Raw genomic sequence first — 25,183 nt, 5'->3', positions numbered from 1 at the left:
AGGCGTGTGGATGAACCAAATCCAAACGCCCCGGCGCCGAACAGCGTATCCCAAATGAACAAAATGAGGCGGGATTTATCCCGCCGTTTGCGCCGCAGTCAGACAGAGATATGTTACACTTTTTAAAAATGTTATTAATAGCCATTAAATCCCCTCATTTTCATTGTCCGCACTTTGAAGTTTTTTTGAATTAGGATATTAAGCAATGGTTTTTGTGTCGGAAATTGAGTATTAATAGCCATTTTTTGCCTCATTAAGAACATATTAATATTTTAAAGTGAATTTGTCAATAGGGCGAATTTGGGAGGAAAATGCCTTTGTAATTATACGTTACAAGGAGACAGTTATATGGTAACAATGACTGCGGAAAAGCGTGTTCTTAACTACCGGGAAGTAGAAGCCGAATATGACGGACGTTGGGTTTTATTCGACAAAAGGGACTTTCCATAGATAAAATAATGATCGGAGATTTTGTCATTGAGAAAGTCATTGCGTTTGCGGGAGCTTATAAGGGCAGTCATGAAGATGACATCATTTGTGCCACCGTTGCGCCGAAAATATCCTATCTCTATTTGTGTTCACGAACCGAAGGTTCGATTGTTCCTTTTTGAGAAATCCCGCAATTTAATCTTTACCCAAGCATCCCAAATCTCAACCCAACAGTTGAAAGCAAATTATCAACACTTGAACAGCCAAATTTCTGCGCTGACATTATTACCAATTTACCGCAAGTCATCGCGTCATCAAGAGCGTTGTGCGCTTCGTAGACAATACCGAAGTGTTTTGCCAATGCGGTTAAGGCGTGAGACTTTAAATGCGGCCAGACGCGGCGGGATAAATTGCAGGTGCAGAAATACGGCAGCGCGGGGATTTCCAGCCTGTACCAATCGAGTACCGCGTAAAGTACGCCCATATCGAAAGGAGCATTATGCGCCGCCAACGGTAAATCGCCGATGAACGGTTTTATTCCGCTGTCCCAAATGTCATTAAACTTTGGCGCGTCTCTTACATCATCAACCGTTAAACCGTGAATCATCGTAAAATCAGGGCGAATATAAAGACTGGGCGGGCGTATCAGCGAATAATAAGTATCAACCGCCTTCCCGTCCAGAAATTTGACCAACCCGACGGAACACGCGCTCTCCTGAGATTTCTTGGCAGTCTCAAAATCTATCGCTACAAAGTCCATACAAGTAATTATTATAATCCAAGAAACTGATTGCTGGGAGTGGGGAGTATCGACAAAAAACCATCATGGTCTTATAATTACATAATGGAAAAAACAGACGAGGATATTCGCTGGAAACAACGTTTTTATAACTATAAAAAAGCTCTTGCCACATTGAAAAGCGCCGTAGAACTTGCGGCAACCCGTAACCTGACCGATCTTGAAAAACAGGGGATGATACAGGGGTTTGAGTTTACCTTTGAGATGGCTTGGAATCTAATGAAAGATTATCTTGATGAACAAGGAATAATCGGTATTGTCGGCAGTAAGGGCGCAGTCCGGCACGCGCTAAATCAGGGTCTTATTGAGGATGGGCAAATATGGATGGATATGATAAGAGACCGAAATTTGGCCGCTCATACTTATGACGAAAAAATAGCCGATGATTTGGCTGAGGCAATAATAAAAAATTATTATTTGCAATTTACCGTATTTTCCGAAAAAATGAATAATATGGAATAATATGAAATACGGATTGCCCGACAGAACTTTAAACACGCTTAATTCTATTTTTTGTAAATACCCCAGTATTAAAGAAGTCATTCTCTACGGTAGCAGAGCAAAAGGTAATTATCGCACTGGTTCCGATATAGACATATCTCTAAAATCTGATAAAACTTTTACCCATACCGATCTTTTGCGTATCACTGGGGATTTTGACGATTCGGATATACCTTATTTTGTTGATGTCTCAATTTACGCTCAGTTGTCAAATCCCGAATTGAAGGCCCATATCGATCGTGTAGGGAAAATTTTATACTCTTACACAAACCATGCTCAGAGTAATTGAAAGAGTTATCCTTTTGCATACAGTACAGATCGATAAACTGTAGTGCTTTATATAAAAATCAAAATCCGGCAGACTGGAAAAAAGTTTATTAATTTGCTACATTTTAGCTATGGGACAGATTTGCGTCTTTGTAAACCAAAAAGGCGGCGTTGGAAAAACTACCTCGGCAATAAATATTGGGGCGTACCTTGCGGATGCCGGAAAAAACGTCCTTTTGGTTGATTTTGATGCGCAGGCTAACCTCTCAAGCGGCATCGGCGCTAACCCGCCTAAGCCCGGAATTTATGAATTGCTCTCCGGTACGGCAACTCCCGAACAGGCGATAAAAAAAACTGCCGTTAATAAATTGGAAGTAATTCCGGCAAGCATCGATCTTTCAGGCGCGGCGGTAGAGCTAATCGATCAGAAGGAGCGTAACTTCTTCTTGAAAAAAGCCTTAACTCCGATTAAAAACGGATATGACTTTATACTGATTGATTGCCCTCCCAGCCTGGGCCAGCTTACAATGAACGGTCTAGCCGCCGCAGATTCGGTACTTATCCCAATGCAGTGCGAGTACTTCGCCATGGAAGGACTTAAACAGCTTTTGCACACAACCAAACTTATCCAAAAAGGACTGAACCCGTCTTTGAAAATCGGCGGCATTTTTTTTACAATGTACGACCCAAGAACCAGGCTTGCCAATGACGTAATCAAGCAGGTCAGCGCCATTTATAAAGACACGGTTTTAAATACTATCATTCCGCGAAATATCCGTCTTTCAGAAGCGCCCTCCTACGGGATGCCCATTTCTCTTTACGACCCGCAATGCCCGGGGGCAAGGGCATACCACGCTCTTGCTCAGGAACTGCTCCGCAAGTCAGGAGGAACAAATGGCGCGTAGAATCGGTTTGGGAAAAGGCCTTGACGCATTACTGGAAAATAATGACGATAACGAATCTTCCGTTGCACCGATTGATGATCAAACTGTTTCCTCTCCAGCCACAGCAGCCTCTTCTAGAAACAAAGCGCAGGACATTGTTCAGTTACCGGTGAGCAAACTTATCCCCAACCCCGGCCAGCCCCGTAAAAATTTTGATGAGACCGAACTTCAGGAACTGGCTGACTCAATCAAAACTTACGGTATCATACAACCAATAATCGCGGCGGATACAGGAGACGGCGCTTACATAATAATCGCCGGTGAGCGCAGAACACGCGCCGCAAAACTGGCCGGCCTTGATACGGTCCCAGTAATTATCCGCGATTATACCGATCAAAAGCGTCTTGAAATTTCGCTAATAGAAAATATCCAACGCAGTGATTTAAACCCGATAGAAGAAGCGGCGGCATATAAAAACCTGATGGACTTTTCAAATCTCTCCCAGGACGAGCTTGCGGCGCGGGTGGGAAAGAACAGATCGACCGTAGCAAACGCGCTGCGGCTTCTTAAACTGCCCATAGAAATACAAAAAAGCATTGAAGAGGGTAAAGTAAGTTCAGGACACGCAAGGGCTTTGTTATCTGTAATTGACGCAAAATCGAGGGATAAACTTTACAGGGAAATACTTACAAACGATGTCTCGGTTAGGGAAACCGAAAAGCGGGCGGCGGTTATAAATACTGAAAAACAAGACAAGCCAAAAAGCGCAGATAAAGGCAAAGCTTCAAAACGACCGCCCGAAGTAGGCGCAATGGAAGAAAAGTTTATCGGCAAATTGGGAACCAAAGTAGTTATTGAAGGCGACATGAACAAGGGCAAAATACATATTGACTATTATTCAATGGAAGACCTTGAAAGGCTATATGAAATATTAGGCGATTCCTGACCACTAAAAATATTGATAATAATATTGGTATTTTATAATAAAAACACTATAAAGCATTTTCCATTAAGTATATAAATTTTAAAATATTTTTAGTGGTCAGGTAAAAAAACCCCGGCAGTTCAATGAACACCGGGGTTAATTTTTAGACTATTTATTATTTAGAACCAGAGACGGATGCCTAACTCACCAGCCCAGCCGCCGCCTAAACCAAAACTACCATCGTAAATATATAAGCCAATACTGGGAGCGACATCAAGGAAAAGCTCAAAGACCTTAATCGGCTGCCAGCTTAAGCCAACAGGAAGCCTTGCTCCGAAATCAAGACCCGTAATGTCTCCTAACCAAATTTTTCCATAAAGACCTAGACGGATAAACCAACTCAAGCCGATATTTTTAACAAGCGGTTGGTTATTTACCACAGGGAGAAAATCTCCCGATACGCCTAACCATAATGTATTTCCAAAAGGACCAAAACCACCAAAGTTTATTCCCCAATATACCGGAATACCCGGAAGATGTAATGAAAGCGCGCCGCTATGACCAACGGTTCCTGAACTGCCCCATCCGCCGCCGCTTGACCAAAAAGCGCCTATTCCAAGACCATCTTGATCTCCTGCAAATGCCGTCCCTGTTGCAATAATTGCAACAAGAGCCAGCACAATTACCAACTTCTTCATATTTTTTCTCCTTGTACAGTCTTTTATTCTTGATGTTTGACAAACTGTTATGTAACAATAATATAAAAAGAAATAATAAATTGTCAATATAACTACTTGGAGCTATATTGATGAAAATTTCCAATAATTTATCGGCTATTAAGTTTTAAAATATTATTACTTGGTATTGGTTTTATTTTTTTTACTTTCTTCGGCGAAAGATTGTTTTATTGCATTTACAACTTCTCCTATTATATCCTGTCTTAACTTTTCCAGTTCATTTTGAGGAGTAGAGGCAAGTGTAAAAAGTTCATGCGGTTCAATGCCTAATGCTTCTGCAAGGCGCTCAAGCACTTCAGGCGTTGGAAATTTACGGCATGTTTCAACCGTGGCCAGATACTGTGAGGAAATATTGGCTAATTCAGCCAGTTTATCCTGCGAAAAACCGTATTTACGCCGGTATTCTTTGATATTCTTCGCCAATACTTCTCTAATGCTTATCATCTTTTCAACCTTTTAGCTCTTAAGAATAAGATAATTGCTTTTTAGGTATTGACTTATTGCCATATAGAATAATATATTATTCATAAAGACTAACTTATTGATTTTTTTTATTTCAACAGAGATAATTCGAATTTTTAATAAAATGCCGGAAATTATACGGCTTTTTATATCTGCCTATTAAGGCGGAAAAAGAAGGATTTATGTTCTTCAAAAATTTTGACGGCGGGAAAGACCGCATAAAGGAGTAATATGAAAATGTTACAAAAAATGAGGAATAGCAAGAAAAGTCTTTTTCTGCTTGGTTTGCCGCTCGTGTTGGTGGCATGGATTTTCAGCGGATGCGTTACCCCATCTGTTCCGGTAAAATATACTGAACCTGGCCGTTTGAATATGGCTGGCATCAGTCATATAGCTATTGACTCGGATAATGCCCAAGTTACAAGTGAAATTTCCCGGCGACTCACTAATACAGGTAAATATACAGTGGCGACATCTGTGGAACTGCAGGCATGGAAACAATGGAAAGAACTTGCCGCATATCAAGCACCGGCAATAGAAGTAAAGTCAGCAGATCTGGTTGGGACATATTTGGCTAATGCTGTCAGGGCAGATAGTATATATGGCGGAAAGATGATTAAAACAAGCGGAGTTGTTAAAGAAATTGGGCAAACTTCAAAAGGAGGTTTTTTTGTACGTTTAGAAGTAGGCAAGGATGCGGTAGATGTGTTTTTTCTTTCTTCTCAATTAGACAAAGTTGGATCTGTCAATAAAGGCAATACAATAACTGTTGTTGGAAAATGCAACGGATTTAAGCGGCCTGACATGGATGACACTGGTGAAATCCTCAGGATTCTCGGCGCAGGACAATCTGTCAATATTGGCGGTGCAATATTTCCGGTTGGGGATTATCCCGGCAAAGTGGACGCTGTTATCTTTTTGCAAACAAACTTTCAAGTATCTAATACTTCCCGATCCGCTAAAGAAAGCCAATATGTCGGTAAAGATGCAGACGGAAAGGCTATATATCAAGAGGTAACGGTAACATACTATGAGCGTCAAGGAAATTTAGATATTGGATATCGCATTGTACGCACTCGTGACGATTCAAACGTAGGAGCTGGAACAAAATCAGCAACCTCGTCCAAGTATTCGAACAAGGATTCTACCCAACTGCCCAGCGCTGCCGATATTCAGCAAAGGATAATCGAAAAACCGCTTGTGGAACTTGCAGGTGAAATGGTACCGACCGAGCGGACCATAAACGTCACTCTTGCTAAAGAACAAAACAACAAAGATGCCAAAAAAGAGATGAGCGAGGCGGAGAAATTGGTCAAGGATAAGAACTACAAGGATGCTACTACGGCCTACGGCACAATTTACGCCAAATACAAAAATTTTGCGGCAGGCTACAACCAAGCCGTACTAACAGAAGGAACGGAAGGTACTGCGGCTGCTGTTGTGTTGATGGAAGCCCTTGCCAAGCAGACCAATGAAGAATTAGCGAAGACTACGCTGGCAGAAATGCAACAGCGAAATAGCGCCAACCAACGAGCAGCGCAACAATTAGCTAAGTAGTGTTCTATATAACCCGTCCGCATCTGTGCGGGCGGGAAATTACTCATGTAGACCAATTATCTGTCATAAACATCAATCCCTTCTTTCTTTTTTAATAACCCTGATACCCAATAAGTAAAGGGAGTCACAACAGCTTCTATCCCGCATTTTAGTATATAGTTTGTTAAAACAAGCGACCAAAAAATTCCCCAGCTAAAGACTCCGGCGACGCTGGCTATCAATACAAAAATTGCCGTATCCAGAAATTCGCCAACTAGAGTAGAACCGATAGTGCGCACCCAGAGAAGCTTTCCCTCCATCTTAACTTTCAGCTTTGAAAGTATTATCGCGTTGGAAAGCTCGCCAACAAGATATGCGGATAAACTCGCAATCACAATACCGCCGTAACTAATCCCGCCAAGTAAGGCATTGAAAGCGGCATCTCCGCCGGTTTCCGTTTCCCAGCCCGCTTCCGGCGGCAATTTTCCCAACACAAAGAAAACTACGGTGGTTAATACCAAAGCCGCAAATCCGGTAAAAATAACCCGACGCGCCGTCTTAAATCCATAAACTTCTGTTAACACGTCACCCAGCACATAGGCAAACGGAAACAGAATCGTTCCACCATCAAAAGCCATCGGTATTGAAAAAAGAGAAAATCCAAGATCGACAATTTTTGCCGAAGACGCAATGTTGCTAACCACGAGGATAACAACAAAAAATGACGCAACCACATCAAGATACTTGAAAGAGAGGGGATTTTGCATAGAAAACTCCTGTTTTTTTATGGCAGGTTATCAGGTACTGCCTATTTATTATGGACTACGCCCACTTAATAAAGCCGCAACGGTATGGGTGTATCAACGCGTCATGCTTGGGCAGAATACGCACCGTGTGCCCTTGCATTCCCGTATCCATACACTCAATGCGAACCTGATACAGGTTCAAATTGCCGTCGCTCTTGAGCCACTTCATTTCTGTCTTTCTCGCATCGACAATTTCCCTAGTCTGATTCGACACTGTGCCGTGGTACAATTCAACTTGCAAATCGTTAGGTAAAATATTGCCCAAATCAAGGTACGCCGTTACGGTCAGCATATCGCCGCGCTGCATAACAGGCTTGGCGTTGGAATCAATCTTGACAATTTTTAAGTTACCCCATGACTGCTGCAATTTGTTAAAATACGCCGCTAGTGATTTTGCTTCGGCATACTCATCTTTGCTGAAACGGCGGAAATTTTTAAGCGCGGGGAAGTAAAACTGATTTGAGTAATCCATCAACATTCGGTGAGACGCCATCGACTGCCCGATTTGCTTCATACAGTCTTTCATCATTTTTATCCATTCACGCGGAAGACCATCGTGGCCTCTTTCGTAGAACATCGGAACAATTTCGCGCTCCAGTAAATCGTACAACGCCTTGCTTTCAATGTCGTCTTGAAGCCTTTCATCGTTGTACTGTTCGCCGTGGCCGATTGCCCAGCCAACTTGAGCATTATACGCTTCGTCCCACCAGCCGTCCAAAATTGAACAGTTAAGAACGCCGTTCATCGCAGCCTTCATGCCGCTTGTGCCGGACGCTTCCATGGGACGGCGCGGGGTATTAAGCCATACATCACCGCCGGATGTTAAATATTTTGCAACGCTCATATCGTAATTTTCAACAAATACAATACGGTTTGTTACGTCATATTTTTCGGCAAAGTGAATTATCTCGCGAATTAAATCTTTGCCCGGCATATCATGCGGATGCGCTTTACCGGCAAAAATTAATTGTACAGGACGATCATTATCCCTGACCAACCGCAAAAGGCGTTCAGGATCGCGAAGAAGCAGGTTACCGCGTTTATAGGTGGCAAACCTGCGCGCAAAACAAAGCGTCAGCGTGTAAGGAGAAAGAACATCCTCCGCCTGACGTATCCGACGCTCTACCGCGCCTGTCCGTTTATACTGTTCGCGAATACGCTCGCGCACAAAAGCGACAAGACGCTCTCTGCGGCGTTCATGGGTACGCCACAATTCTTCATCGGAGATACGATCCATACGCTCCCAAATATTCAGTTCTGTCGGTTTATCTTCAAAGTGAGGGCCAAAATAACGGTCTAAAAGATCGAGCATACCGGAAGAAATCCATGTGCGCGTATGAACGCCGTTTGTAACATGATGGATTGGAACTTCGTTAAGCGGAAGCCCCGGCCACAACCCTTTCCACATATCACGTGATACTAATCCGTGAAGCTTTGCCACGCCGTTGGCATAGGCTGCCATTTTTAACGCAAGCACAGTTAAACAAAAAGTTTCTTGTTCATCATTTACATTGATTCTGCCGAGACCCAGAAAATCTTTCCATGAAATACCCAAAACCTGAGGCCATGAACGGAAATATTTGTCCATAATGGCGATATCAAAACGCTCATTTCCAGCTGGAACAGGAGTATGGGTAGTAAAAATACTTGTCGGCCAAACCGCTTCACGCGCTTCTTCAAAAGAAAAACTCATCTCGCTCATGATTTCGCGAACTTTTTCAAGCCCCATAAACGCGGCGTGTCCTTCGTTCATATGAGTAGCCGCCGGATTAATTCCCAATGCGCGTAACGCACGTATGCCGCCGATACCCAGCAATATTTCCTGCTGCATACGGGTTTCTTTATCACCGCCGTAAAGCGCCGAGGTAATATTTCTTATATCCTGCGTATTTTCTTCGATATTTGTATCTAACAGGTAAAGTGAAGAACGGCCAACTTTAACTTCCCAAATTTGGGCAACTGCATGCCTGCCCGCTAATTCCACAGTAATTTTTAGAGGCAGTCCGTCTTTACCGATTTTTTTCTCGACAGGCATATTATACCAGTCGTTTTCGGGATAACTCTCCTGCTGAAAACCGTCGGCGTTCAGCATCTGCGTAAAATAACCCTGCCTATACAAAAGCCCGATACCGACAAGGGGCAGACCTAAATCCGAAGAAGTCTTCATGTGATCCCCGGAAAGAATCCCAAGACCGCCTGAATAAATAGGCAAGGACGCGTCCATTCCGTATTCCATCGAGAAATACGCTACAACATCCTTATGGCCGCCCCTGTACCAAGTTTCTCCTTTTTTGTAACGCTGAAACCTGTCATATACTTCTTTAAGCGCAGCCAAATAGGAATCGTCCTTGGCGGCCTGCGCAAGCCGTTCCTGACTCACCATGCCCAGTGTCCGCACGGGACTCTGTTGGGACGAAAGCCAACTGTCATAGTCCAACCTGATGAAAAGTTGAACTGCGTCATAATTCCATGATAACCAGAGATTTCGGGCAATCTCCTCCAAAGGTTTTAAAACTGGCGGAAGTTTCGGTTTAACCGTATATGTGGATATATTCATATATTAAGTTTATGGGTAGAAAAGCATAATGTCAACGGTAGAATTACATTTAGTTATCAATTTGTGTATAAATTTAACTGTAAACCCTTATGTAATAAAGATTTACAGTAATAAAATTTAATATCCATTTTGGTGTTAATTTTAGATAGAATTTATGTAAAAAACACCAAATTTAGCTTTTCCCCGCCAATGTATTTATTATGAAAAAAAAACTTTTTCTATTGACATATTTTTTTTATTTTGCTACAATTTGATAAAATCTATATTAATAAGGAGATATAAGATGAAAAAATTAATCATTGTATTAGTTTTACTGTTTGCGGCGGCTGCATTATTTGGACAGGCGGTCCAGATTGGATCATTTCCTCCGGGAAAATGGCTCGATTCCAATTATGATGCAATTTGGGAATTTTCAGCTACCAACATAAGAATTCTGGATAGCAAGACTGGAGATGAACTTTATAGTTTTTCCAACAAAACAATTCAGAATTTTCAGGTTACTCCAGATGGACGTCAAACAGGGATGACATTTGCATGTCCTGATGCGGGAAGGACATATTCTTTTAAGGCAGCAGGCACAAATGGCGATGTGGTAATGGAAATTGATAGAGACGGCAAGCCAAAATACACTGTAACCATGAAAAAACAGTAAAACTGTAAAACAAAATGAAAGCGCACCCGTTTATGGGTGCGTTTTTTTTTGCAACATTATTAATTACGCAACATAAGTTTCAAGTTTATCGGCGCGTTTTGGGTTTCTAAGCCTTGTAATGGCTTTTTCTTCAATCTGGCGGATACGTTCTTTGCTCAGGTTATAAAAAGCGCCAATCTCATTCAGCGACATCTCCTGCCGTCCAAGACCGTAATGACAGCGGATAATGTTAGCTTCATCTTCATTCAGGGTATCAAGAACTTTATTTATATCATCTTTCATATAACTCTGCTCCGCGTATTTTTCCGGAGTTATGTACTGATTATCTTCGATATAATCTATCAATGGTAAATCGTTGTTATTAACACTATTATTTAGTGAAACAATTTCTCTTGAAATATTGACGATTTCCTTAACATGGTTTTTATCCATGTTAAGCATTTCCGCAATTTCATTGATTTCTTCTTCCGGCGAAAGCTGCTTTTCAATCATTTTCCCGGCTTTTTCAATCTTAACAAGATCCGCCGCGCAGTTTACAGGAAGCCTTATCATTCTGGATTTCTCACAGAGGGCGTTTAAAATGGATTGACGTATCCACCATACGGCATAAGATATAAAGTGATAACCTTTATCAACATCAAAACGGTCAGCCGCGTTAACAAGTCCTACATTACCTTCGCTAATCAGGTCTTCCAGGGGAAGCCCAAGCCCTTGATATTTTTTTGCTATTGTAATAACAAAGCGCAAATTAGCGTTAATAAGTTTCTCTCTGGCAGCTTTATTGCCAGCCGCCGCCTCATGGGCGGTTAATTCTTCTTCTTCCCTGCTGAGCATCGGAATACGATTCATCTCTTTTAAATAAACCGTAAGGTTTTCATTTAATTCTTTTCTTTTTCTTGTATTGTTCATAATTCACCACCTTTTATACACATTTAATAGCAATATCCATGCCAAGCGATTTTTTGCGCTTTTACGGTCAATCCATGTGTTTTTTCATGGTTTTTTTATCTGCATAATTCTCGTTTCGGGGAAAATGACACAAAGCCCTAAATGTGTCAAAATACTGTGTCATTTTGACCCGTTTTTCATATATCGTATTAATATTGAATACCTTGATTTCTATGGAAAAAGTTAATATTATATAAAGATAGTTTTTACTATCATATTATGGTAAATATTATCATGATAAACGGCGCTAACCACCGTATATCAGATTTTTAAAGGCAGGTTTTAAATTATGAGTTCTGCTTCCGAGCTGGTTGTGGATGAGGAAAAAATTAAAAAAGCCATACAGTCCGGACTCCCGCTGACAATAACAACATATACGCATCCCAAAGAAATAGAGATTTACATTGAACAAGTAATTGACGCGTTTCTTAAACATATGAATCAAATGAAACTTAAAGACTACGTTGTCTACTGCGTACAAGAACTTATAATTAACGCAAAAAAAGCCAATACAAAACGGATATATTTTAAAGAACGCGGATTAGATATTAATAATGATAACGATTACAACACCGGAATGAAAAATTTTAAGGAAGATACAATCAGCAATATTGGCTATTATCTTCAGTTACAAAAGGAAAAAGGGCTTTTTATAAAAATAATTTTACAAGTTAAGCGAAATACAATAATTATTGAAATACGCAATAATGTTACCGCAAATAAAATGGAACAACTGCGGATACAGGACAAGATGGCAAGGTCAAGACAATACGACAGTCTGGAAGACGCATTGTCCCAGGTGCTTGATGATTCCGAAGGCGCGGGGCTTGGGCTTGTTATCCTTGTCCTCATGTTAAGAAAAATCGGGCTTGAAGACGATGCATTTACAATCAAGACAAAAAACAACTGCACAATCGCAAGTATTTCTATTCCTCTTGATAAAACAATGATAGAAAATATGTCGGCTCTGTCGGCGGAAATTGTAGAGAATATTAACAGCCTGCCGCAATTTCCGGAAAATGTCCTGCTTATACAAAAACTTATTAACGATCCGGCTTCCGATATGCCGATGATTGCAAGGCAAATTTCGATGGACCCGGCGCTTACGGCGGATCTGTTAAAAATTGTCAATTCTGCGCAATATATGTTGTCAAAAAAAGTTGACAATATTTCGGATGCGGTAAAAATGATTGGAATAAAGGGAATAAAAAACCTGCTTTATTCTTACGGAACACAAAAAGTATTAGGCGATGATACGGCTGAAAAAAAGAAACTTTGGGAACATTCGTACAAAACCGCGTTTTATGCGTATAATTTGGTTAAGAATTTTAAAAATGTTTCCGGGCTTTTGGACGACGTATATATAGGCGGAATGTTACACGACATGGGGAAAATTGTTTTTTCCAATGTACATCCCGATCTGTTAAATAAAATAAAAGGGTTCTGCGGCGAAAAAAGCCTTCCCATATCAACATTTGAAGATCTTTCCGCAGGCATGAACCATGCGGAACTTGGCGCCCTTATCGCCGAAAAATGGAATTTCCCCGACAAGTTAGTAGCGGCAATTCGGTATCATCACGATCCTGACGCCGCGCCTTTTGATTGTAAAGATATGGTTGATACCGTGTACCTTGCCAATATGTTCTGCGAGTATGAAAATAAAAATATCAGCTATGATCAATTAGAATTAGGTCCGCTGGAAAACTATGGTTTAAAACATCAAAAACAATTTGATGCATTGCTAGAAAGGCTTTCTGCTGGATTCATCAAAGAAGGACAACTTTAATTTATGTTTCTTAAACGGCTCACCATTCTCGGCTTCAAATCCTTTGCAGACCGCACAGATATAGAATTTAACGACGGTATAACCGCCCTTCTGGGGCCAAACGGCTGCGGAAAATCCAACGTAGTTGACGCGATCAAATGGGTCTTGGGCGAACACGCCATAAAATCCTTACGTGCGGAAAAGATGGAAGACGTTATCTTTGGCGGCACAGAAGCCAGAAAACCCCTCAACGTGGCGGAAGTTACCCTCGCTATCGCGAATGAAACAGGGCTTCTGCCAATGGATATGCCGGAAATTGAAATTAAAAGGCGTTTGTACCGTTCCGGAGAAAGCGAATACTTCATCAATGGGGCGCAAGTTCGGCTAAAAGACATACGCGAACTTTTTTGGGACACCGGCGTAGGCAAAACCGCCTATTCGGTAATGGAACAGGGAAAAATCGATCAGATACTTTCTTCTAAGCCGGAAGAACGGCGCTATCTTTTTGAAGAAGCGGCGGGCATCACGCGGTACAGGGAAAGGGGAGCGGAGGCGGAGCGGAACCTTGCCAAAACCGAGGAAAACGTGCGCCAAGTTGATTTGATACTGAACGAGGTAAAACGCGCCCATGACAGTTTAAAAATACAATCCGAAAAAACGCTAAAATACCGCACGCTCCGCGATGAAATTTTCAACTATGAATTGGATATTCAGCTTTTACGGTTAAAGCAGTTTAAATATGAAAGAGACGAAAAAAACGAAACTTTAAGGCGCAGAACGCAGGACCGCGACAGGATACGCGCTGAAATGGAAGCGGAAAATCAAGCTCTGGAAGCGCACATGGACGAAGTAAACTCCATGGAAGCGCGGCTTGTGGAACTTCAAAAAAATATTTACGGTCTTGCGCTGGAAAAAAACGCAAGGGAGAACGAAGTGCGCCTGTTCAATGAACAGCGTAGTGAAAATAAAGTTAAAATCGGACAAAACGAAGAACGCGAAAAACAGGCTGTTCAAAAAATAACGGAACTTAACACTGACGCTGAGGGGCAGGATGCCCTTGTACAAGATTTAAGAAAACAATGTAAAAGCATAGAAGAAAATATCCACTCCTTTGAAGAAAATATCCAGCTTGCCGCAGGGCGCATCAGCGAAAACGATAAGGAATCGCACAGGGCGGAAAATGAGATTCACGGCATAGAAAAAGAACTTGCCGCTCTGGAAAAAGAGCTTGCTATAATAACAGACGACATAGTAGCGGAATTGGATGCCGGCCTAAAAAAAGCCGGCTATTCTGCCACAGAACGCAAAAACGCGGAAGAAGCGTTGCGCGAAACACTTGTCCGCCTGAATACCCTCCTCTCCGGCAGGGAAGCGCTGATTAGTGACCTTGCCGCCGCTTCAAATGCTACAGGCGGCGTTGACGCTGCGGAAATAAAGCGTATTACTGATATTCTGCTAAAAAGCCTTGCGGAAGCCGCCGCCGGAGCAAATAAAGCAGTAGAACTTTTTAATAGTTACCGCGAACATTCGCCAACCTTTATTGACGAATTCTTAGCCCCTCAGGGAATTATTACAAAAAAACGCGCATTGGACGCGCAAATCAGAAGCGCGAAAGACGGCATTGAGGAAAGGCGGCAACGTATTAAAAAACTGCGCGAAGATAATATCAGTCTTATGGCAAAAATCGATGAATACCGCGCAACTCTGGAGAACATGAAAATTAACCGCGCCCACATAAACGCGCGCGCCCAGTCCGCCGAAGATCAGGCGCGTCTTATCAGACGTGAATTGTCCGGTCAGGAAGGACTCCTAAAAAATATCCGCGATGAACTTTCCCTGTACCGCAAAAGACTGGAAGAAATAGACATGCGCATTACCGGAATTCAAACGGAAATGACGGGTATCGAAGAAAAGACTAAAGCTTATTCATCCGAATTGGAAAAATTGGAAAATGATATTCGCAAAAGAAACGATAATGTCGCTAGTAAAAAAGAAATTATCAACAAGCGTATGGCGGAACTTTCCAAAGTGCAGGAATCGCTGGAAAAAATTCATCTGGAACTTGTCCAGTCCGAAATGGAAATAAAAAATACTCAGGAAAATTTCAGGGAGACTCATTCCAGGGATTTAATGGAGTTTGAAGAACGGATTTTCAGCATTACAACGCCACCCGCCGTGTTGCGCGAAAAACTTGCAGTCGCCCGCGCAAAGTCAAAAGAACTTGGTACCGTAAACCTTATGGCCCCGGAAGAATACGCCGAAACAAAACAGCGCTACGATTTTCTTAACAATCAAATGGCGGATCTTCAAAAAGCGCGTAAAGACCTTGAAGACCTTACGGCGGAAATACGCCAGGAAACTTCGCAGTTATTCATTGACACTTACAACCGTATTAAGAAAAATTTTCACAATATGTTCCGCCGTCTTTTCGGCGGCGGCAGAGCGGAACTGCGGCTTTCAGACCCGAACCATGTGCTTGAATCGGGCATAGAAATTTTCGCCCAGCCGCCGGGAAAAAAACTGGAACATTTAAGCCTACTCTCAGGCGGCGAATGTTCAATGACGGCAGTAGCCCTTTTATTCGCCACCTACATGGTAAAGCCAAGCCCCTTCTGTCTTCTGGACGAAATTGACGCCGCCCTTGACGAACAAAATGTAGGCCGCTTTGTCCACCTCCTTACCGAGTTCAGTGACACGAGCCAATTTATTATTATCACTCACAACAAAAAAACCACCGCAGGAGCGGGGACGCTTATCGGCGTAACCATGCAGGAATCCGGCATAACAAAAGTAATTACAGCGCGGCTTAAAAAGGGAGAATTGGATATTACAGACGGACCGCCGCCGCAAAGCGAACTGTGGGACGCAGACGGTGAGTTTGAAGAAGAAGACGTACCTCACGAAGCGGGAAGAGAATTACCCGTCGGCGTTAATGACCCAAAGAAAGTAACAAACGCGCAATTAAGACCGATTAGATCGCGCACGAATGGTACGGGGCAATAAGGTAAAGGCTGTTTATATAGTTACCGATTTTGTAGATAGATTCTGGCTAAATTCTTTCAATTTTTTTGTTGTCATAGGTAAAGGTTTGCTGTATACTTAAAATAAGGAACTAATGATGCCATTTGCTATGGTCGAGAAAAATGCGGAAAACTTAATTGGTTTATCTGCCGAAACAATACGCAAATATTCTCCGGATGAAATGAGACACCATCTGGAAAGCAAGAATAAACGCAAATTTTCATTTACTTCCGAATTTCCGGTAATAGGTCGTGGGAATGTACTACGGGATGGCATAAAAACTACAGAGGAAATAAATAAGGACATTGACAAAATCCTTGATCATTCAAAATGACAGAAAAGATGTTTACCTTTTTTATAATGACAGAGTTAAAATCCTATATAGCGAAATTGAAGCAAGGAACAATTCTCTTCCAATAGAATTATTATTTGAAATACATGCGGCTTTTGATCATCTAAAACGTATCCATGTTGATGGAGAACCTGAAATAGTTTGCGCGGAAAAAGCATATTCTCACTTAAAGCGAGGATTATTAGATACATTTAAATTAAAGTTAAAATACCATAATGATGACTATGCAAAATTATTAAAGTCAAAAACAGATTTGCGTTTTATAGACAATGGGAAATTTTTGCCTTCTTTATTAAGCAAAAGAAAAACAATTATCAGCTTTGCAAAAGAAGCAAGATTATTTGAAGGAAAAACTGATAATGATAATGCCTTTGAAAGATGGTACGAAGTCTCCGGTCTCATTGACCAATTTGAAGAAGAATTTTTTGATCCTGCAAAATTACAATGGGCAAAAAAGATTAATTTCCTTCACGACCTCAGAGGTTTTATTGTTGGTATTATTACCGGTGTAATTGGTAGCGCGATAGTTCAGTACCTTTCAAGTATAATAAAATTACTAAAAAGGCATTAAACGCAATTAAGACCGATTAGATCGCGCACGAATGGTACAAGTTCGTAATTAACTAAATCGTTCCCTCATACACAAGCAGTTCTTTTCCGTCTATTGTTACCGTTAATCCGGGTTCGAGTTTTTTTGCGGCGTCTCTGATGTAGGTAAGCCAGACAAGATTGGGATTGATTAGACGCAATTTCTGTTCGCTGATTACCGAAACTCCTTCACAAATGATTCCGCTTACCATACTGATAACAGACGTGTAGTCTTCTGTAAGTTCTTTACAAACAAGTATATCACCACCCCCCGAAGACATAATTTTTCTGCGGGCTTCATCAGGAGTTGTAGCGTGGATAATTTTTCCCTGAGCGCGGGTAATGGTGGGATTTGCAAAACCGCCGGCGTTTGAACGCAGAAGAACCGTCCCGATAATGACAACGCGGACAGTATTTATCATGTTTGGGCTTTCAAGCGGCAGACCGGCAATGAGTACTATTTTATCAGATATTCCCGCCACACCTTGCTCTGAAACAACCTTCATAGTGTCGAGTATCATACTATCAGAATCAGATACTTTCGATCTAAGACAGGTATAAACGCCCCAGTATAGCTGCATAATACGTTCAGAACGCTCATCAGTCGTTACGGCAAGAATAGGCTCATCCGGCCTGAATACGCTGAGGATTCGCGCGGTATTGCCACTGCGGGTTGGCGTTACAATGGCTTTTGCGTTTACTGCCGTTGCGGTTTCAACTCCCGCTCGTGACATGATGATACCCAGATTTTCTTTTGGATTATGTACTTCAGAATGACATTCTTCATGTAATTTTTTCATGCGTTTGCGGAATTCTTCGGATTGTTCAATTGTACAGGCTATTTTGTCCATTGTTTTTACCGCTTCCACCGGGTACGCTCCAGCCGATGTTTCGCCTGAAAGCATTATCGCGTCAGTTCCGTCGAGTATCGCGTTTGCAACATCGGTTAATTCAGCGCGGGTGGGACGTGGATTTACAATCATCGATTCCAGCATTTGTGTCGCGGTAATGACGGGTTTTCCCGCCTTACGGCACGCATTGATAATGTGTTTTTGCGCCAGTGGAATCTGCTCGGTGGGGAGTTGTACGCCAAGGTCACCCCTCGCTACCATTACGCCGTCCGCAAGACGGGCAATTTCTTTTATATTTTCCAACCCTTCGCCGCTCTCAATTTTGGCTATGATTTTAATGCGGGTAGAGTGGCTTTCAAGGAATTTCTTTATATCGGTTACTTCATGTGGAAAACTTAAAAAACTTGCCGCGATATAATCAATATTCATTCTAATGCCAAATTCTATGTCTTTCTTGTCCTGTTCGCCCATAATGGGAAGCCCGGCGTGAACGCCGATAAGGTTGACGTTTTTCTTGCTGCCAATAACGGCGGTATTGTTCGCGCGGCACTTGATGCCTCCCGCAGTATCAATCACTTCAAGCTCAAGAAGCCCGTCCGCAATAAGAATGCGGTGTCCATTTTGCAGCTTTGATCCCGCTTCTTTCCATGACAACGCGATATGCGCGGGAACTCCGTCCTTTGCCTCCGTGGTAAAACAATCATCGGTAGAAATAATAACTTCGTCGCCGTCTTTTATCGTAACCTTGCCGTCATTTTCAACCATGCCTGTTCGTATCTCCGGCCCTTTTGTGTCCAGCAGAATCGCAACAGGTATTCCCAATTCGCCGGAAATACGCCTGACTCGTTCAATTAAATCACGGTGCGAATCGTGAGTACCGTGAGAAAAATTAAAACGCGCCACATTCATTCCGGCAAGTATAAGATCGCGTATAACAGGATCAGTGGATGACGCGGGACCCAAAGAACATACAATTTTAGTTTTTCTGTTTTTCAACATTTAACATATCTCCTTTATAAAGAAATTAAGTGCACTCATATCGATAAGTTTACTTTAATTATCCCCCATTCTTAAACGGCCCTCTTCCAGAAACCTCTTAATATCTTCTTCGCGAACTACTACTGCTTCTGCATTGTCTACATCAGCATAATTAAGATTGCTTTTTTGGTTCTTGTAAGAATCTTCAATTTCCCGATTGAAGCCTTTTCCCGCAATTGAAACTTCTTTTGCGGTGGCAGTACTCGAGCTTCCCGTCACTATCTGTTTTACTGACAAGTTAGTCGTCGCAGTCCATCCGGTCAGCGAAGAATTTGCGGCGCTTTTGACTTCTGCAAAATTTCCATTAATACGTATTACTGTAACTTGGTCTCCATAATTTAGAGTTCCTCTATTACTGGCAAAGAAACCTGTGCCTGACTTAAGCGTTAATGTCTTAACAGAAACATAAAGAATGCCGCCGGCTTTAACCTGCGCCGCCGCAAGACCGGTAACAAATAAAATTAAACAAAAAATAAATACGTTTCTTTTCATTTCTAGCCCCTAATAGCGTTAATATATCACTTTTCAGTAAAACTATCCACACCATTATCCCAAATCTTTTCATCTGGTGGCAAAGAAACAAATTTAACGCATCTATAATTATGGATAATACGCGATTTTACTTCATCGCTACATCAAACCGCTTCTGTCTTGATGAACTTGTATTTGCGACTTTGTATTTTCCTATTGACTTTTGAACGTTAGCTATACGCTCAGCGGGACTTGGATGCGTTTTACCAAAACCTGAATCGGATCTTATAACACTGCCCAATGACATGAGCATATCAGTCAAACCTGACGGGCTATATCCGGCGCCGGCCATGAGCGACAATGCGGTATTATCAGCATCAAATTCCTGAGACTGCGAATAACCGTTGCTTACAAGCGTTCGCACAAGCTCCATAAAGGACTCTTCCAAAGCATCAGTCAATTGTTTAACATCCGTTCCTCCGGCAACGCCGGCTATAGCGGTGGTTGTGACCAAGCTAGCCTGTGTACGCCGGCTGTTTCTAATCGCATTGATACTGTGTTTTAATTGAATGTGGGCGACTTCATGCGAGATTACTCCGGCAAGCGCGTCTTCAGTTTTACCGGCTTTAACAAGCGCGTATGTGACATAGATATGCCCTCCGGGAGTAGCAAAGGCATTAATTTCATCGCTGTCCAGTATTGCTACATGATAACCGTTATAAATATCGGGACGCGGAGAATTAATAGTTATGGCGGCGCAGATATCGTTTAAGTAAGTAGTTAAAGCCGGTTTCTTGGTATAGAGTTTATAAGTACTAAGTAAATTTGCAGCTACCGACCTGCCGATATAGTATTCCTGTTCGGGATTAATATCTTCCGCAGCGGTGATGTGGGCATCTGCAGATGCGCCAAGGGCATAGCCTATATTTTTTAAAGTCGCATTCTTGGACGTTCCAATCTTTTGAGCAAAATTTGAAACTGATTTACAAGAGAAAAACATACCGGAAAAAATTAAAATTATTAATAAAATTACACGGATTTTATTTTTCACTTATTATCCCCCATCTTTAACTTACCTTCTTCCAGAAACTTTTTAACTTCTTTTTCGGTAACTTTTATCTTTTCTGTTTTATCCACATCGGCATAATTAAGATTAGGTTTTTGACTCTTCATTGTTTTTTCAGCTTCCTGACTAAAGCCCTTTCCCGCAAGAGCCACTTCTTTTGCCGTTGTCGTACTTGTACTTCCCGCCGTTATCTGTTTTTTGGAAAGGTTGGCTGTCTGTGTCCATCCTGTCAATAAAGGATTCTCTGCGCTTTTGACTTCCGTAAATTTACCGTCAACATTTAGTACCACAACTTTGTCTCCGTAGCTCAAATTTCCTTTACTGCTGTCAAAAGCTCCTGTACCTGATTTAAGCGACAATGTTTTAACGGCAACATAAAGATAGGTTTCGGCTTTATCCTTAGTCTTCGTCTGCGCTTGTGTCTGCGCTTGTGGTTGTGTCTGTGTTTGCGTCTGAGCCGCAACAAGACCCGTAACAAATAAAACTAAACAAAAAATAATTACATATCTTTTCATTTTTTCACCTCTTATCAATATATATATCACTTTTCCGTTAAATTGTCAACCCCGTTGTCCCAATTTTTTTCATCCGGCGGCGAAGAAACAAATTTTATACATCTGTTTAGGTATTTTTTTGCCACAAAATCTTTATTATTTTTATCGAAAATTGCCTGAAAAACACCCTGAGCGGCTTGAAATTCGCGTTTTTCATAGAAATTAAAGGCCTGTTCCCAATTTTTTACCATTTCCTGCATATCAGGCGGGGCTTCAGAGGCGATTCCCAGCAGTTCATAAAGCCGCAATGGGGTATTGACCCCAACAACACGAACCCTGCTTAACGGACGTATGGTAAACTCATCGCCAATACTTGCCTTTGTATATTCGCTAATCAGAACGCCGCCCGTGTCATATTGTTTATTAACCCCCTCCAGCCGCGCCGCCAAATTTACCGCGTTTCCCATGATTGTATAGTCCATTTTATTGGGAGTACCCATGTTACCTACAACCATATCCCCCGTATTGATACCCAGTCTTGTAAACATCGGGCTAGGATCGTCAATACTGCTTATTATTCCTTTTCCAAACATGGCTTTCATAACATCCTGATTAATAAACCCTTTTTCAAGCGCTTCCTTATTGATTTCCACTTCCGCTTTTTTCATATTAATCGCGGCGCGACAGGCAAGAGCGGCATGATTTGCCATGTGAATAGGAGCGCCAAAGAAAGCTATAATCGCGTCTCCTTCGTATTTATCAATTGTTCCCTGATTATTAAGAACAATATCACTCATTCTTGTAAGATAGAAATTAAGCAATTCTACAAGTTTTGCCGGATCGCCCAAGGCTTCGGAAATTGTAGAGAAACTGCGGACATCCGTAAAAATTGCGGTCATCTCCCTTTTTTCACCGCCAAGTTTTAATTGAGAAGGATCATGTATGATCTGCTCAATAACCTTAGGCGACAAATATTGTGAAAAGGCGGATTTAATAAACCTTTTTTGGCTGCCTTCTGTCGCGTAATTGTAAAGCATTACAGTGATAAAAGCGGCAAGCGTTCCGCCAAGATATGTCACCATGGGCAGCCAAAGTCCGCCAAACTGATATGCGGCAAAAGAGCCGATAATTATTACAAGAACAATAACTGCCATTCCTGTAACAGAAAGAGAAATACGGTTTGAAAAAATAGCCAGACATACCACTAAAATTATAACCACAAGAAGAATCAACAAATTAAGCCACTCGGCGCTTTCGCGTATAAAATTGCCCCGGAGCACATTATCCAGCATTGTTATGTGACATCCCATTCCGGGATAAACGGAAGAAATCGGCGTATTAAAAATATCAAAAAGTCCCTGCGCATAAAAACCAAAGAAAACATAAGTCTCCGTAAAATTTTCAGGCGGAAGATAATAATTGCTTTCCATATACTCTTCATCGTCGTTTTTATACGCTTCGGCGCTTCTTAGTATATCCATAGCCCTATAAGGAATATATTTATCTAGAGGTCCGTGATAACGTAACAGGGCATAACCGTTTTTATTAATAGGTATTGAAGCTCCCTCCCATTCAATTGAGCTGGTTTTTTTATTGTAGAATAATTGCCGTCCTTTTCCTGAGACAACAAGTGACGCGGTAGAAAGACCGGGTATCGCTTTACCGTCAAACAGGGTAAAAGGCCTTATCCGTCTGATAATTCCGTCAGAGTCAGGTACGCCTGTAACGCTCCCTAAAGCGCCGGCTGCATCTCTTAATCCTTTAATTGGAAACTGCGCTTTTTCATTTTTTCCGACGCTGAATCGTTCCAGCATGGGACCAAAATTTTCAGGCTGGAATAAGGGCGCTTTTACATCATCAGGCCAACCGGTTACATTACCCGTTTGGGTGCTAAACATGACTGTTTGTACCACACGGCCAAAATCTTCTTCCGCCCTAATAAATGCATTATCATCATCTCTGGCGCTCAAACTGCGCAACGCTTCAATTGCTACCCTGAATGCCGATCTCCTTGGCGTTCCGTCATTATCATTGGGTCTGGACTGCCTTCCGGCTCCAGGAGTGCGGGTTGATTCAGTTCTAATAGGCGTGGCGTTGTCCGCTTCGGCTTGTTCTAGGCTTTTAACGGCATTATCAATTATCTCATCCTGTTTGGAATTCCTGTAAACAGAAGGCTCGGAAAAAATAACGTCGAAAGCTATCGAATTTGCATTGCTTAAATTCATGTAATCAACAACTTCCGCATACGCCTGCCGCGGCCACGGCCAACCCCAGCCTCTTTCCCGTTGCGCCCAGTCAATGCTGTCCTGATCCAACAGGATTACTGTAATTTCATCAGAAGGGCGGCCATAAATTGAGTCCGCCCAGAATCTGACCCGCATGTCATAGGATTTGTATTCCAGAAAATGAAAAACCCCTAGCAAATGCAAACTGGTAATTACAAAAAAGACTAATCCCGCAATTATTAGCGCGGTAAGCTTTTTCCCTATTTTTTTCTTTGTTGCCATATTATACTCCCTACCTTTTTTATGTAAAATATATCATAATTATAACAGGAGTTCTTATGAATATAAAGTATAAAAAAACACCTTTTAAATGGGTTTGGATTTCAGCAACCGTCATTTTCTGTCTTTTATTTACTTTTGCGTTAATTCCGGGCGCGGCTGCGCAGGGTAATTTTCAACAGCCTTCCGGAACGGGAAATTCATCAAGTCAGGTTCGCAATTATACAAGCATAATGCAGAATGTATATGATTTTATTATTCGCAATTATGTTGAGGAAATAGACCCAAGAGTCCTTTTTGAAGGCGCAATGAACGGAATGTTCAACGCATTGGAAGACCCGTATTCGACTTTTTTATCTGAATCTGACATGAAAGACTTAAACGATACAACACAGGGGAGTTTTGGCGGTGTAGGGCTTAACATAATAAAAGCAAGTACCCCAAGACCGGACGGAAAACCGATGTGGGTAGAAGTTGTTTCTCCCATCGAAGATACGCCCGGCTGGCGCGCCGGAATAAACCCGGGCGATTTTATCACTAAAATTAACGGGGAACCGACTGAAAACCTCACTATGGATGAAGTGCTTGCCAGGTTGAGGGGAACGCCCGGAGAAAAAGTAGATATTATCATCAAACGCGGTGAAAAAATGGAGTTTCCTGTAACAATAGTAAGGGCAATTATAGAAGTGCCTACCGTAAAACACGCCATGATTGGCAAAACAGGCTACTTGAAACTTCTCACTTTCACCCCAATGTCCGCAGACAGGGCAAGAGACGCTATCAACGAATTTAAGGAAAAAAACTACAACAGCCTGATACTTGACCTGCGTAATAATTACGGAGGCAGACTTGTCGCGGCTGTAGAAATCTCAAATCTGTTTTTAGATGGCGGACTTATCGTGCGTACCAGATCAAGAATAGCGACAGAAAACCGCGATTTTAACGCCAGAAAGGCTACTCTTGTCGCCCCAGACATTCCGGTCATAGTGTTGATAAACAAAGGTTCCGCTTCCGCTTCTGAAATTGTCGCAGGAGCGCTTAAAGATCGCGGCAGGGCTTATTTAGTGGGGGAAAATACTTTTGGCAAAGGATCGGTTCAACAGGTTTATCCATTAAGCGGAACAGGCTTTAAGATAACTACGGCGCGTTACTATACGCCAAGCGATGTTAATATTGATAAAATCGGCATCCCGCCTGACCGCGAAGTAAAGTTCCCCGAATACACAGAAGCAGACGCTGAAAAACTGAACGTGCTGATAAACGCGAATAAAATTCCTGAGTTTGCCGAAAAAAATCCAAAGGCAACTCCGGCGCAAATTGACACTTTTGCGCAGGGACTTGAGCGTGAATATAAACTGAATCTGTCACTGTTAAAACGGCTTATCAGAAATGAACTAAACAGAACAACAATCGCTCCCGTTTATGATTTGGAATACGATGTCCAACTTCAGGAAGCGCTGAAAATTTTTGAGAGTAAAACATATCAAAACTTAATGAAAAACTCAAAAACATTGAAGGAGTTGCAGGAAG

The 25,183-nt window shown here is 41.9% G+C and carries 22 protein-coding genes; 11 read left to right on the top strand and 11 right to left on the bottom strand.

Translation table 11 applies throughout. The annotated features are described in order from the left end of the window. Positions 1–631 precede the first annotated feature (631 nt). The gene (locus ACYVRH_RS05730; protein ID WP_461255973.1) at positions 632–1,189 is read right to left on the bottom strand and encodes a 3'-5' exonuclease; all 558 of its coding nucleotides are present in this window, start codon (positions 1,187–1,189) and stop codon (positions 632–634) included. 84 nt (positions 1,190–1,273) lie between these two features. Between ACYVRH_RS05730 and ACYVRH_RS05725 the strand changes: the two genes are divergently transcribed. The 4 genes from ACYVRH_RS05725 (at position 1,274) to ACYVRH_RS05710 (ending at position 3,826) form a co-directional block, all read left to right on the top strand. Further along, a complete protein-coding gene (locus ACYVRH_RS05725) occupies positions 1,274–1,690 on the top strand; it encodes a nucleotidyltransferase substrate binding protein (RefSeq protein ID WP_461255972.1) in 417 nt (138 codons plus the stop codon). Between the two features lie 13 nt (positions 1,691–1,703). After that, the gene (locus ACYVRH_RS05720; RefSeq protein WP_461255971.1) at positions 1,704–2,018 is read left to right on the top strand and encodes a nucleotidyltransferase domain-containing protein; all 315 of its coding nucleotides are present in this window, start codon (positions 1,704–1,706) and stop codon (positions 2,016–2,018) included. 109 nt (positions 2,019–2,127) lie between these two features. Then, the gene (locus ACYVRH_RS05715) at positions 2,128–2,901 is read left to right on the top strand and encodes a ParA family protein (protein WP_461255970.1); all 774 of its coding nucleotides are present in this window, start codon (positions 2,128–2,130) and stop codon (positions 2,899–2,901) included. Continuing rightward, the gene (locus ACYVRH_RS05710) at positions 2,891–3,826 is read left to right on the top strand and encodes a ParB/RepB/Spo0J family partition protein (RefSeq protein ID WP_461255969.1); all 936 of its coding nucleotides are present in this window, start codon (positions 2,891–2,893) and stop codon (positions 3,824–3,826) included. Before ACYVRH_RS05715 ends, ACYVRH_RS05710 begins: the two co-directional genes overlap by 11 nt. 158 nt (positions 3,827–3,984) lie before the next feature. Here ACYVRH_RS05710 and ACYVRH_RS05705 read toward each other — a convergent pair whose 3' ends face one another. Together ACYVRH_RS05705 and ACYVRH_RS05700 are read right to left on the bottom strand one after the other, a co-directional pair. Further along, positions 3,985–4,503, bottom strand: coding sequence for a hypothetical protein (locus ACYVRH_RS05705; RefSeq protein WP_461255968.1), 519 nt, complete (start codon positions 4,501–4,503; stop codon positions 3,985–3,987). A gap of 156 nt (positions 4,504–4,659) precedes the next feature. After that, positions 4,660–4,986 carry a helix-turn-helix domain-containing protein gene (locus ACYVRH_RS05700; RefSeq protein WP_461255967.1) on the bottom strand — a complete coding sequence of 109 codons (327 nt, stop codon included), beginning with the start codon at positions 4,984–4,986 and terminating at the stop codon, positions 4,660–4,662. A 255-nt stretch (positions 4,987–5,241) separates the two neighbouring features. On the opposite strand from ACYVRH_RS05700, the gene ACYVRH_RS05695 reads away from it, so the two are divergent. Then, the gene (locus ACYVRH_RS05695) at positions 5,242–6,561 is read left to right on the top strand and encodes an OB-fold protein (RefSeq protein WP_461255966.1); all 1,320 of its coding nucleotides are present in this window, start codon (positions 5,242–5,244) and stop codon (positions 6,559–6,561) included. A gap of 56 nt (positions 6,562–6,617) precedes the next feature. Here ACYVRH_RS05695 and ACYVRH_RS05690 read toward each other — a convergent pair whose 3' ends face one another. Together ACYVRH_RS05690 and glgP are read right to left on the bottom strand one after the other, a co-directional pair. Then, the gene (locus ACYVRH_RS05690; RefSeq protein ID WP_461255965.1) at positions 6,618–7,307 is read right to left on the bottom strand and encodes a queuosine precursor transporter; all 690 of its coding nucleotides are present in this window, start codon (positions 7,305–7,307) and stop codon (positions 6,618–6,620) included. A 55-nt stretch (positions 7,308–7,362) separates the two neighbouring features. Further along, positions 7,363–9,903 carry an alpha-glucan family phosphorylase gene (gene glgP / locus ACYVRH_RS05685; RefSeq protein ID WP_461255964.1) on the bottom strand — a complete coding sequence of 847 codons (2,541 nt, stop codon included), beginning with the start codon at positions 9,901–9,903 and terminating at the stop codon, positions 7,363–7,365. 283 nt (positions 9,904–10,186) lie between these two features. Here glgP and ACYVRH_RS05680 point away from each other — a divergent pair, with 283 nt between their 5' ends. Next, complete coding sequence (locus ACYVRH_RS05680; RefSeq protein ID WP_461255963.1) at positions 10,187–10,555, top strand: hypothetical protein; 369 nt, start codon at positions 10,187–10,189, stop codon at positions 10,553–10,555. Between the two features lie 63 nt (positions 10,556–10,618). On the opposite strand, the gene ACYVRH_RS05675 is transcribed toward ACYVRH_RS05680, so the two are convergent. After that, complete coding sequence (locus ACYVRH_RS05675) at positions 10,619–11,464, bottom strand: sigma-70 family RNA polymerase sigma factor (protein ID WP_461255962.1); 846 nt, start codon at positions 11,462–11,464, stop codon at positions 10,619–10,621. Positions 11,465–11,792: 328 nt separating this feature from the next. Here ACYVRH_RS05675 and ACYVRH_RS05670 point away from each other — a divergent pair, with 328 nt between their 5' ends. From ACYVRH_RS05670 to ACYVRH_RS05655, 4 genes are all read left to right on the top strand, one after another. After that, positions 11,793–13,289 carry an HDOD domain-containing protein gene (locus ACYVRH_RS05670; protein WP_461255961.1) on the top strand — a complete coding sequence of 499 codons (1,497 nt, stop codon included), beginning with the start codon at positions 11,793–11,795 and terminating at the stop codon, positions 13,287–13,289. Positions 13,290–13,292: 3 nt separating this feature from the next. Then, positions 13,293–16,271: a chromosome segregation SMC family protein gene (locus tag ACYVRH_RS05665; protein ID WP_461255960.1), complete on the top strand. Its 2,979-nt coding sequence runs from the start codon at positions 13,293–13,295 to the stop codon at positions 16,269–16,271. A 112-nt stretch (positions 16,272–16,383) separates the two neighbouring features. Continuing rightward, entirely contained in the window at positions 16,384–16,623 is a 240-nt protein-coding gene (locus tag ACYVRH_RS05660) for a hypothetical protein (RefSeq protein ID WP_461255959.1), read from the top strand. Continuing rightward, positions 16,607–17,212 carry a hypothetical protein gene (locus ACYVRH_RS05655; RefSeq protein WP_461255958.1) on the top strand — a complete coding sequence of 202 codons (606 nt, stop codon included), beginning with the start codon at positions 16,607–16,609 and terminating at the stop codon, positions 17,210–17,212. The genes ACYVRH_RS05660 and ACYVRH_RS05655 overlap by 17 nt, the downstream gene beginning before the upstream one ends. Before the next feature lie 52 nt (positions 17,213–17,264). Here ACYVRH_RS05655 and pyk read toward each other — a convergent pair whose 3' ends face one another. The 5 genes from pyk to ACYVRH_RS05630 form a co-directional block, all read right to left on the bottom strand. Next, complete coding sequence (gene pyk / locus ACYVRH_RS05650) at positions 17,265–19,079, bottom strand: pyruvate kinase (RefSeq protein ID WP_461255957.1); 1,815 nt, start codon at positions 19,077–19,079, stop codon at positions 17,265–17,267. A gap of 54 nt (positions 19,080–19,133) precedes the next feature. After that, positions 19,134–19,610 carry an SH3 domain-containing protein gene (locus tag ACYVRH_RS05645; protein ID WP_461255956.1) on the bottom strand — a complete coding sequence of 159 codons (477 nt, stop codon included), beginning with the start codon at positions 19,608–19,610 and terminating at the stop codon, positions 19,134–19,136. 127 nt (positions 19,611–19,737) lie between these two features. Beyond that, positions 19,738–20,640 carry a M48 family metalloprotease gene (locus ACYVRH_RS05640; RefSeq protein WP_461255955.1) on the bottom strand — a complete coding sequence of 301 codons (903 nt, stop codon included), beginning with the start codon at positions 20,638–20,640 and terminating at the stop codon, positions 19,738–19,740. Continuing rightward, positions 20,637–21,170 carry a hypothetical protein gene (locus tag ACYVRH_RS05635; RefSeq protein WP_461255954.1) on the bottom strand — a complete coding sequence of 178 codons (534 nt, stop codon included), beginning with the start codon at positions 21,168–21,170 and terminating at the stop codon, positions 20,637–20,639. The genes ACYVRH_RS05640 and ACYVRH_RS05635 overlap by 4 nt, the downstream gene beginning before the upstream one ends. A gap of 26 nt (positions 21,171–21,196) precedes the next feature. After that, positions 21,197–23,656 (bottom strand): CHASE2 domain-containing protein, encoded by a 2,460-nt coding sequence (locus ACYVRH_RS05630; protein ID WP_461255953.1) that lies wholly within the window; start codon positions 23,654–23,656, stop codon positions 21,197–21,199. A gap of 56 nt (positions 23,657–23,712) precedes the next feature. Here ACYVRH_RS05630 and ACYVRH_RS05625 point away from each other — a divergent pair. After that, a partial coding sequence (locus tag ACYVRH_RS05625; protein ID WP_461255952.1) for a S41 family peptidase occupies positions 23,713–25,183 on the top strand: 1,471 nt, incomplete at its 3' end.

The organism is Treponema sp. R80B11-R83G3, assembly GCF_054786115.1.
This window is presented reverse-complemented; position numbering and strand designations above follow the sequence as displayed.